The 11,361-nt window shown below is 36.0% G+C and carries 8 protein-coding genes; 5 read left to right on the top strand and 3 right to left on the bottom strand.

Annotated elements, in window-relative coordinates:
* A partial coding sequence (locus J7604_RS25635) for a PAS domain-containing protein (RefSeq protein ID WP_293903020.1) occupies positions 1-871 on the bottom strand: 871 nt, incomplete at its 3' end.
* A 566-nt stretch (positions 872-1,437) separates the two neighbouring features.
* Here J7604_RS25635 and J7604_RS25630 point away from each other — a divergent pair.
* Positions 1,438-3,171: a PAS domain S-box protein gene (locus tag J7604_RS25630; RefSeq protein ID WP_293903017.1), complete on the top strand. Its 1,734-nt coding sequence runs from the start codon at positions 1,438-1,440 to the stop codon at positions 3,169-3,171.
* Positions 3,087-3,473: an ATP-binding protein gene (locus J7604_RS25625; RefSeq protein WP_293903014.1), complete on the top strand. Its 387-nt coding sequence runs from the start codon at positions 3,087-3,089 to the stop codon at positions 3,471-3,473. Before J7604_RS25630 ends, J7604_RS25625 begins: the two co-directional genes overlap by 85 nt.
* A 208-nt stretch (positions 3,474-3,681) precedes the next feature.
* Here J7604_RS25625 and J7604_RS25620 read toward each other — a convergent pair whose 3' ends face one another.
* Entirely contained in the window at positions 3,682-6,216 is a 2,535-nt protein-coding gene (locus tag J7604_RS25620) for an Ig-like domain-containing protein (RefSeq protein ID WP_293903011.1), read from the bottom strand.
* A 366-nt stretch (positions 6,217-6,582) separates the two neighbouring features.
* Positions 6,583-7,485 carry a type IX secretion system membrane protein PorP/SprF gene (locus tag J7604_RS25615; RefSeq protein WP_293903008.1) on the bottom strand — a complete coding sequence of 301 codons (903 nt, stop codon included), beginning with the start codon at positions 7,483-7,485 and terminating at the stop codon, positions 6,583-6,585.
* 105 nt (positions 7,486-7,590) lie between these two features.
* Between J7604_RS25615 and J7604_RS25610 the strand changes: the two genes are divergently transcribed.
* The 3 genes from J7604_RS25610 to J7604_RS25600 are packed head-to-tail and all read left to right on the top strand — an operon-like array spanning position 7,591 to position 10,877.
* The gene (locus tag J7604_RS25610; RefSeq protein ID WP_293903005.1) at positions 7,591-8,163 is read left to right on the top strand and encodes a sigma-70 family RNA polymerase sigma factor; all 573 of its coding nucleotides are present in this window, start codon (positions 7,591-7,593) and stop codon (positions 8,161-8,163) included.
* Entirely contained in the window at positions 8,160-9,278 is a 1,119-nt protein-coding gene (locus J7604_RS25605; protein ID WP_293903002.1) for a gliding motility-associated C-terminal domain-containing protein, read from the top strand. Before J7604_RS25610 ends, J7604_RS25605 begins: the two co-directional genes overlap by 4 nt.
* Positions 9,279-9,287: 9 nt before the next feature.
* The gene (locus J7604_RS25600; protein ID WP_293902999.1) at positions 9,288-10,877 is read left to right on the top strand and encodes a leucine-rich repeat domain-containing protein; all 1,590 of its coding nucleotides are present in this window, start codon (positions 9,288-9,290) and stop codon (positions 10,875-10,877) included.
* The last annotated feature ends 484 nt before the right edge of the window (positions 10,878-11,361 follow it).

Genomic DNA, 11,361 nt, shown 5'->3' with positions numbered 1-11,361 from the left:
ATTCATAGCTGCCAAGATTTGCCATACCTTCTGCAAGATTCAAAAGAATTTCTCTTTTCTGGCTTTCATATCTACTTCTTTTCCATTCGGTAATATCCAGGACTGTGCTTATTATTTTAATTGGCGTTCCCTGATTATCGTAATATACCTTTCCCCTTGACCAAACATATTTAATTATTTTGCCTGGACATGAAACTTTATATTCAATATCGTAAGGCTTATGGTCAAAAATTGCTTTCTTAATAGCCTGGTTCGCGTTTTCCTTATCATCAGGATGAATGAATTCTTCAAAGGGATGCTTTTCCAATGATAAAGCATCAACATTTTTAACGGCTTTCGAACAAAGTATTTCAAGCATTTCGGGACTTAAGATTAATTTCCTCGTCACAAAATTCCATTCGTAGCTTCCAATTTTACCTAAAGCCTGTGATTGCAGAAATATCGACTGAAGGTTTTCTAATTCAATATTGGCCTCTTTTTGTTTGGTGATATCATCAAAGGTTACAAGAAGTTCAGCTTCACCTATTTTTCTAATTCCATTCTTATACCATTTATTAAGGCCTTGAAATCCATAAAAAAAATCTGTGTTAATTGATTCTCCTGTTTCTAAGACTTTTGCGTGCATATCGAAAATTCCCAGATCTTTCAGATGAGGATATTCTTCCAGCCATCTTTTTCCAATGAGATGAGTTCGTGACTTGCCCAGTAAATTTTCAGCCCAGCGGTTGATAAGGATATATTCAAAATCTATAATTTGATTAGAGGAATCTCTTATTGACTTGAATATTATAATTCCTTGCTCCACCGATTCAAATACGGTGGAAAAAATCCCGCCTTCATACACGAATTTCTTTTCAAATCTTTCACTCATATATTGAAGAAAGACACTGAATCCTTAACCTGTTTTGATTTGACATTTCTAATGTTATTGATAACCGACCTTAGGAATATATTCTACAAGGTTAATAATCTATCTTTCATTGTTACGTAAGATGCAGTGCTACTATTTTTTCTTCCTTAAAATCCCTATTCATAGATAAAATTAAAATAGAATCTAAATTGTTTTTAATTATCTCGTTAGATTTATTATTAAGACAAATAGAATGTAGCTTTAGAATAACTTAGAAAAAGGCACCTCCCTATATAAACTTTCCTGAGCTTATTTTTTGGATTTAAAATGACTGTTATGGGTAGCTTAATACATGGAAAGATCTTTACTAACAATTATGATGCCCTCAGGAGGTATATCAAACTCTATTGAACAATGTTCTGATCGAAAGATTCGATACTAAGGAACATCCTTAGAAGAATTTGAACAAGTTGTTTTAACACACACTGGCCACTCTGATCAATGTTTATCATGTCCCACTTCACTATAACAATTATCCTTTCCGTGTAGTTATCCCAGACCATTTTTATTAATTCTAACCTTAAACTATGGAATTGTTGCGTAAGCTATTCGAATCTAACTTCATGCCTCATGGCCATTGTTATTTTTGGAAGCCTGAAATTTATTTGACCAATGCTATCAGTGACAGCATCATTGCTATAGCCTATTTTACTATTCCATTTAGTATTGTATATATTGTCAAAGTCAGAAAGGATTTTAAATATTACTGGTTATTGATTCTATTTGCCATATTTATTCTGGGATGTGGAACAACACATGTAATGGATGTAATAAACATATGGAAGCCTTACTACCATCTTGATAGCTTGTTTAGAGTAATTACGGCATTGGCATCTATAGGAACAGCAATTGCATTAATTAAGTACACTCCAGAAATAATATTGATACCTAACGCAGAAGAATTTAAAGGGATAAATATAAAACTACAAGAACAGATTTTATTATTGAGTCAAAAAGAGGAACAGTTGCGTATTGCCCAAATTCAATTATCCAAAGCAAATGAAGAGTTGGAAAAAAAAGTAAATGAAAGAACTGCTGATTTAAGAAATGCAAATGAACAATTGTCAAAAAGGTCTAAGGATTTGGAACAAAGTGAAGGAAAACTTAGAACCTTAGCAGATAATATACCTAACCTTGTATGGATTGCAAACAAAGAGGGGGAAATCTTATGGTATAACAACAGGTGGTATGAATATACAGGCAAAACACCGGAAGAAATGGAAGGTTCGGGTTGGCAATCGCTACACGATCCTTCTGTACTACCAGAAGTAATTGAGAAATGGCGAAATTCTATCTCCACTGGACAACCTTTTGAAATGACTTTCCCAATGAAAGGAAAGGACGGTAATTATAAACAGTTTCTTACAAGGGTAGTGCCGTTAAAAAATGAAATGGGAGAAATTGAAAATTGGTTTGGAACCAATACTGATATCACTCAGGAAATAATAGCACAAAAGACCTTAGAAGCATTGGCCTATAGTCAACGTCAGTTTAAATCCACTTTTGAACAAGCAGCAGTTGGTATGGCACATGTGGCAGAAAATGGAAAGTTCCTTTTACTAAATCAAAAGTATTGCGAATTGCTTGGATATTCCTTAAATGAGCTCATTAATATACCTTTTGAAGATATTACATTTCATGAGGATATTCATGCTGATTTAGATCTATTTCGAAAACTCAAAGCAAAAGAAATTCCTTATTATAAGATTGAAAAAAGATACTTAAAAAAAGATGGTGAAATTATTTGGGTTAATCTTACAGCTTCCATTGTTTGGAATGAAAAAGAGAATTTTGAATACGCAGTTGCCATTGTTGACGATATAACCTTACGTAAGCAGATCGAAGAAATGTTAATTCACTCAAATATTGAATTAAAAAAAATAAATAATGACTTAGATAATTTTATATATACCGCTTCTCATGATTTAAAAGCTCCTATCTCTAATATGGAAGGACTTCTACATACTATTTACGATGAAACCAAAGATCTATTTACAATAGATGTTCTTCAGCTTTTGAAAATGATGGAAGAGTCCATTGATCGCTTAAAGATAACAATTCAAGAACTTACGGAAATTAGTATAATTCAAAAAGATACCGATAATAACAGAGAGCTCATTTCTGTCGAGGAAATTTATAACGAATACATAGACGTACATAAAGATAAGCTAGCAAAATGCAAGCTATTTTCACCACCGATTTTAATGAAAATAAAGTTTATCTTTCCAAAAAGAATTTCAAAACCATTTTATACAAACTAATCAATAATTCCATTAAGTATCATCATCCGAAACGGAAGCCTGTAATTCATTTAAATACATATAGGGAGAATAATTTTTTTGTTTTTAAAATAATTGATAATGGTCTTGGATTTGACATGAGCCAAATAGATAAGATTTTTAGAATGTTTAAGAGATTGCATGCACATGTTCCTGGAACTGGGGTTGGTTTGTATTTAGTTAAAAGAATTGTTGAGAATTTGAATGGAAAAATTGAAGTTAATAGCGAAGTTGAAAAAGGTTCTGAATTCAGAATATATCTGCCTATTATTGATAAAATATAACCCAATATAAACCTAAGCTGGTGCCCATTTGACATATATATCCATTGAACTTTGAAGAAGAACAATTATATCCTCATATGAATAAATTGATTCCATAAAAAAGCAAGAGTTTGAGCATTTGCAAGAAATAGAAAACTTCATTATGCATTTTACTCAAACTCTTACTGATTACAACTACGTTTAGAAAATTATCGGCCCAACCTGGCGTCTACAATTTTTGAATACGTAGTACTTCAATCCGTCCACTTGCGTATACTATATTTACTGAATATAATCCTGGTGTTAAGCTCTTCCCATATTGCACTGTCTCACCTTCTAGCAGTTTTCCATGAGTATATACAGTATTGCCATTCATATCCAAAATTGAAATAGAACTTACACTTTCCGGAACCGTCAAGGAAAATTCAGCTTCTGTAGGATTAGGACCTATCAATGCCGAAGGTAATACTGAAGCTGGATAACAAGAAATTATCTGCTTGCAGTAGGTTTTATAATATGGTGCTACATTATAAGTTATTCCAACACATAGCTGACAGTCATTAAAATAAGCTCCAGTCTGAATATCCACCTGGCTCGGATTTGCTGCTAAAGGAGTTACGTTTTGAGCATAACCATTTAGCCACCAGGAGTAAGCAGTAGCGCCTGTCAAAGCTGAGCTTGAGATGCTGTAGCGCAATGTTGAATTTCTGGTACCGCAATCAGGTCCTATTACTCCTTCAATAGAAGTGATTACCACATTTACAATAATTGTCACTGCTTCTGATGTAGAAACTGCACCATTGTTGTCCGTGGCGCGTGCTGTAATAGAATAGCTTCCTTCTGATACGTTATCCCAAGTAAAACTATAGGGAGCTGATGCATCCGAACCAATCAATGTGTTGCCCCGATAAAAGGAAACGCTTGTTACCGTTCCATCTTTATCATTCGCATTTGCATTTAATGTAATGCTTGCCGGAGCAATATATGTTGCATTGTTTAAAGGCGCAGTCAGAGTCACAGAAGGAGGTTGATTGTTAGGTGCAGATACTGTCAGGACAATGGTAGTCGTACTTTTACAACCAGCGATGCTGGTATAGGTAGCAACATAATTCCCTGAATGACTTGACTGGACATTAGTTAACAAGATCTCTCTGGTAGTTGCGGTAAAACCATTTGGACCGCTCCATTGCCAGGAACCTTCCGTTAGAGGCTGAGGACCAAAAGCAACATTATCCCCTGGGACCGCATTCAAAGATGCTGACTGATTCCATGCACCTTCATTGATTCTGGAATATGGAGTGATCGTTGCTGGAGCACAGACTCCTAAAGTAAATTTTGCAGTACTCGTACATCCGGCTGGATTTGTGTAGGTAGCCACATAATCTCCTGCCTGACTTACTTGTATATTGGTTAAAGTGATTTCTCTGGTTGCAGCGCTATAACCATTAGGTCCGCTCCAATTCCAGGAACCACCACTTACAGGCTGAGGACCTAACACGATTTTTGTACCACTACTTAAGGTAGCTGTTGACGCTTGCTGCCAGGTACCATCGTTTACCTGAATATAGGGAGCAACAGAGGTAGGTGTGCAGCCGGTACCTCCATTATATTTATACCACCATTCAAATGCAGCTTGTGCGCCCTCCTTTGAAAGCAAGCTGGCATTTGAAGGAAGGGCATTACTAAGATCAAGAAGGTCGCTTAAAAACCCGATCATATAGGAGACATTACCTTCAGCATCAATGTTAGCCTTGAGCGTGCTTCCATATTTAGCCGTAGAGCCCTCCACGAGGCCGTTATCTTCAGGGAACCAGAAATTTTCTGTGATAATCATAGGCCACTTATCTGCAACAGGCTTGTATTGACGGCTCCATAAACTATTATGGCAGGTGACGTTGTCTCCGCAATTTCCATATGTCGGATAATAATGTACGGCAACACCGCAATTCATACCAGTGAAAGGATATTGAAGGTGTTGTTGCGGTGAACCCTGCCACTCAAGGGTTGTCACCCATACAACGTTATTTGCTCCTGTCTTCCGCACATCATCTATGACAGGCTGAATCCAGTTTCTGAAAGCCTGAAAATATTTTGCTTGCCCATGGCCCCAGTCACCATTGCCGGGAGAAGATTCTATGTCCACAGGCTCATTCATCAGTTCAAACATAATGTTATCCGCATTCTTAACTCCTGGTGCATTGGCCACTGTACTCCAGAAAGTGCGTAGGCGAGCTTGCTCCGTTACACCCGCATTATGAGAACCGTTGTTAGGTGTATTAATTGGTCCTGTGGCACAAAGAACAAGGTAAAGTCCGCGAGATTTGAGATGATTGGCATAAGGAACGAGAAAATTCTGAATCCAACCATTGAACTGTGCCTGATTAACCAGCCCAGACTCTTGTGTCCAACCACCTATTGCATCAGTATTGACACGAACGAATGTATTATACCACCCATGATTAGTACCGTATCTGGGACTGGGATCACTCATCACTGTTGCCGCATCCTTCAAATAGTTTAACATTCCGGCAACGTTATTCGGGTTGGTCCAGTCTGTCGGATTGCTATACCATTTTCCTCCACCGTTAAACCATGATTCTGTAGGCTGCATCCATCCTCCCCGGAGCACAACATTATTTCCGTTGGGGTCTTTTAAAAAGCGGCCTTCAATATGTAAAAATGGAGTTGGCATACCATACCACGAAAACGAGGGTTTGGAAATAAATACCATCAGGAATAAGATTACCATTTTAAGGTTATTCATAATTAAGTTGAAGTTTAATGTTAATTGATAGCTTTATAAAATGATGATAGGCTACGTCACAGTCTAAAAAAAGTCATCATCTCCTGATAAAATTTAGATATCTAAATTTCTAAAATATCATCACAGATAAGTTCCTATCCATTATTCCTAGGTGATTTATTCAGATTGCTGTTATCTCTTCTTCCAAGCCTAGTCCGCCTGAATAGTTTTCAGCTGAAGGTTAATTGAAAAACCGTGCGAACAGGTAATGTCTAGATATAAAAATATGGTTATACAAAAGGTAATGGTTGATCAATAGTTTGCCATATGAAAAAAGGTCATAAGCTACGGCATTGCCTAAAAATGGTCATCAGTTAAATGAAAAAATTATTTTTGAAGCACGATGAAGAGCTCCAGCGAGTTGTCGGGTAATGGAAAACTACCGTGATATATACTATAGGTGGTCATAAACATGAATTCCGCACCAAGCAGGCGGATTTGTTTTACTCCCAAATTGAAGGAAGTCTTTCGTAATGAGAAATCATTAACTCCTACTAATACTACATTGGAAATTTCCGAAAGTAAACCCAAGCTATATATAGTATTTCCCTTATCAGGTTGTTGTACCATGCCATAGACAGCTAGATTAGTCCTTGGCCCCACATCAAAGTGATGTGATAAATCTAAATTGTATAACCGGCTTAACCGGAACGATTGATTGACTGGAATCAGCACAGATGTAAAAACCTGTTGTATCGCCAAACCTATAAATGTATTTGGTCGGACATAATGAATTCCAATGGAACCATCCGGTGCATAATCTGAGCCTCCTGTCCCGCCTTGAGTAGTGAGAAATGCGTAATTGATAAACCCTAATGAAACTCCGGAAGACAAGAATGCCTTTTTACTGACTTGGGCAAACCAAGAATAGTGTGCTTGCATTCTGCTCCTGGAAATATAATCTCCCTGTTTTGAATTGATAGCCTGTAACCCTATAAAATGAAATCCATTTTTACGCGACGAGTTGATCCTTTTATCTCCATCAATGTAAAAGCGGCTTACATTTTTAATTAATCCTAATTCATTAATATTATTAGCACATATCTTGAAACTATAAGAACTGTCGGTTGCAGAAGGATTAATTAAATAAGGATTGACAATAAATTGAGAGAAGTCTTCAAAAACAGTAGCATTTAGTTGTGCAAAGCATTCTGAAGAATTGCTTTGCAGCAATATCATAACAGCTATACCAAACATTATGTATTTGCTATATCTCAGAGGCTTACACATCCAATATCTTTCTAAACTAATTTGATTCTTCAGGAAAAATTCATTAAATATAAGATTTTAATCATAAGTGCTGACCTTTTTTTAGAGGTTACGTAGCTTATATAAATGAAAGGCAATTCAAAAATCATTATCCAGTGTATACGTACTGGCCAAAATAATGACGCATTAAAATATCTGTATAAAGATCCTCTGAGGAAAATAAGAAGATTCATTATGAATAACTCAGGAACGCTGGAGGATGCAGATGACGTATTCCAGGATGCTGTGGTGGCACTCTTCCACTATGTGCAAACAGGAAAGTACAAAGAAGAGTATGATTTAGATGCCTTTCTATTTAGAGTTGCCAAGCATTCATGGATCGACCTGGTTCGAAAAAAAAAGAAAATAATTAAAGATGAATTAATTGGATATGATATTCCCGATGAAAAAGACCAATTGGATGATATAATCAAAGAGGAACAACTAAATGCATTCCAATCCTTGTTCAATAGCCTGGAAGATAATTGTAAAAAAATTTTATCGTTCGTACTATTTGAAAAAAAGAGTATGAAGGAGATCGCTGATCTTATGGGAATGAAAGATGAGAAAGTAGCTAAAAATCAGCACTACAGATGTAAAAAATATTTTTCAAAATTGGTATCGGAAAATCAGGAAGCCTTAGACATTTTAAGAAATTGAAAGATCAGCAATACATATTCGAACAAATTGAGGATTACCTTCAAAACCGCATGAGCGCAGTGGAGAAGACTGCTTTTGAAAAAGAACTACTGATCGATGAATCACTTGCAGAGAAGGTAAATGAAGCTAGAGCAACTGATCAGGCCATTCATTTTGCATGCCTTGCTGATCTTAAAAAAACAGTAGGCCAGGATATCAAAAAAATAAAGTATACCTCCCATTGGAGAAACTTAACCTATTGGTTTATTGGGTCAGTAATATTAATAGGTACTTCAACAGCTCTATTTGTATTCAGTTCAGATACTCAAGAAGAAGTTAGAGTAACTTCTGAGAACAAAGAGATTTCAACTGTTGAAGCAAACAGAAATGAAAAGTCAAACCCAAAAGAAAAAGAATCATCATCGGCCCAAAAGAAAAATCAGCCTTCAGCTATCCTATATTCAGACAATTCAGAAATGGATAAATCTGAAAGAATTAAGCAATTAGATTCAACAGAGAAAACACTTCCAGAATATACAGGTAGCCAAAATAATACAAATGAACAAACTAATCTTTCTCTCATTAATAAAGAAAATGAACCTAGAATAATTGAAGAATCTAAATCATCAGATATAAAAAATAACTGCAATAAAGAATTTGACATCAGAATATCCGCGTCCTGCAAGGATAAGGAAACTGGAAGCATTATCATTTCAGCAGATGAAGGAATAGAATTTTCTTTTCAGGTCGGCCATCTGAAAACTTACGGACCTACAGGAGTGTTTCAAAACCTCCCTCCTGGTGACTATAAAATTTTGGTAACCTATCACAAAGAATGTACTTTTACCAAAACAGTGAAAGTTGAAGAAAATTGGTGTCCTTTAAATCAACCTTTCAGCTTCAATCCGGATTTCAATGAAAAATGGGAAATCAAGTACGACGAAGGAGCTACTGGGAAGTTCATCGTTTATGACAGAACAGGAAAAGAAATTTATAAAGATACTTTCGGCGCCGGAAATGAACATTGGAGTGGAACAGATACGAACGGCAATGCAGTGCCTATCGGGACTTATGCGGCCATTCTTTATTATTCCGATGGGAGAATAGAAAAAGTGGATTTAACAATTGTGCGATAAGGTTAAGCTATGAGAATATTTTTCGGGTTGATATTCATCTTAACAATGCAGTTGGCCTATGGTCAGAGGGTGAGCCTCCCAGATGTAAATCTGATGAATAAATTAAAGGCCAATTATCCCCAGGTAATGCAGGGGGATCAATTAGATATTGAAAAGGCAGCCGACCTGACCGGTGCATTGGACCTTAGAAATGCAAACATCTCCGATGCTACCGGTATTCAATATTTCACAGGTATTGCCAGCCTTAATCTGTCTAACAATCAGATTACTACTATCCCTGACATTTCAGGTATTACCGGATTAGTTGATTTTTATGCGAGCGATAATAAGTTGGTCACAATACCAAGCATGGCTTCACTGACTAAATTAGGAGACTTTCAGGTGATGAACAATCAGCTTACCGAGCTCCCCGATCTATCAGGGGCTAAGGGGCTATGGTTTCTTTATTGCAGTCAGAATAAAATTACTGCTCTTCCCCCATTGAGTCAATTTCCAAATTTAACCAGACTCGTTATTGGTGAGAATCCTTTCATAAACCCAATTGATTTTTCTCCTTGTACAAATCTTGAAGAACTCCATATTCATAAAACAGGGATAGATACAATTATAGGACTCGATAAATTAAAAAAACTTACTACGCTTTTTGCATGGGAAAATAACATTAGGAACTTATCCGGACTAGATTCAAATACCACACTTACCTTATGTATGGTATTTAACAATCCATTAAACACCCTTCCTTACTTTAGCAATAAACCAGATTTAAATTACCTGAATGTTTTCAACTGCTTACTTACCTTTGAAGACATTATTCCTGTTTTGCAAAAATTTCCTGCTGTCACATTTGTTTATGAGCCACAACTTCCTATTCCTTTTCAAAATATAACCGCAAGAGCTGAAAATAACTTTACTTTAAAATACCCTATCGATAATCCTCATCCAGGCAATTGGTATGTATGGATAAAGAATGGGGAAAAATTAGACAGCTCTGCTTCTCCGACCTTTACATTTAGTCCATTAACATTTCCCGATTCCGGGATTTATTTATTAAAAGTGTATAACCCCACAGCCTCCTCTCTGATTTTAAAATCTGATACTTTTAAAATAAACGTAAAGCCTTGTGTCGAGCTGCCCCTTACCTCTGTTTCCATCTTATCTAAAGAATGCGGGAAAGGATATACCATTGATTTATCAAATATCCAGATTACTGGAGGAACAAATCCATTTACCTATGAACTGAATAATGGATTTCAAAGAAAAAAATACAGCGAAAAAGTGATTGAGAATATTGCAGCAGGCGAATATAAGATCACCATTATTGACTCCAAGAATTGCACAGCAACTGATAAATTTAGTCTTAACAGAATAGAAAAATGCGATCCAGTGATCACCCCGAATGGTGATAACATTGCAGATACATATTACATAGAACACTCCGGAAAGGTTGAAATTTACGACTTGAAACGAAGATTGGTGAATACGTTTGAAGCCCCGATTGTATGGGATGGAACAGATCAGAACGGAACTTTGCTTGATGCAGGATATTACATTATTACCATAGAAGGTCAAAACCCTGTTTATCTAACCATTATAAGATAAGTTTAACTACATGTGGGAAAATTCACGATTAATAGTTTGAACGTTTTCTGCGAATACCAATGAAGATAAATAGTGGTTCTTAAAAATCTCTTTGATCAGGAGACCAATGTAAAGAAACAACTGTCACTCATTTGGCACATTGGAACGAACAATTAAATTAAATAAGCTCTTACAGGGACAGTAACTGCATCAGCATGAATGATAGAGGTTTTATAGGTAACTATCGACTTTTACATCATTACCCTGACAAATACCTTAGGCACAATTGTACATCAAGAAAAATATATTACAGGATTTATTGATCTTTCACACGTAAGTCGATAAAAAATCTATTTTTTAACCACTTTCAATATTTCTGTCTGACCTTCCAAAAACAAGAGCCCCTTATTTGTCGGGGGTTCCTGTTTTATTGTAGATACACAGAAATGGAGTATGAATGACTTGTCTAAAATTTATACTGGATTAGTTTATATTCATCATTCTA

The sequence above is a fragment of the Sporocytophaga sp. genome (assembly GCF_017745095.1).
Lineage (GTDB): Bacteria > Bacteroidota > Bacteroidia > Cytophagales > Cytophagaceae > Sporocytophaga.
This window is presented reverse-complemented; position numbering and strand designations above follow the sequence as displayed.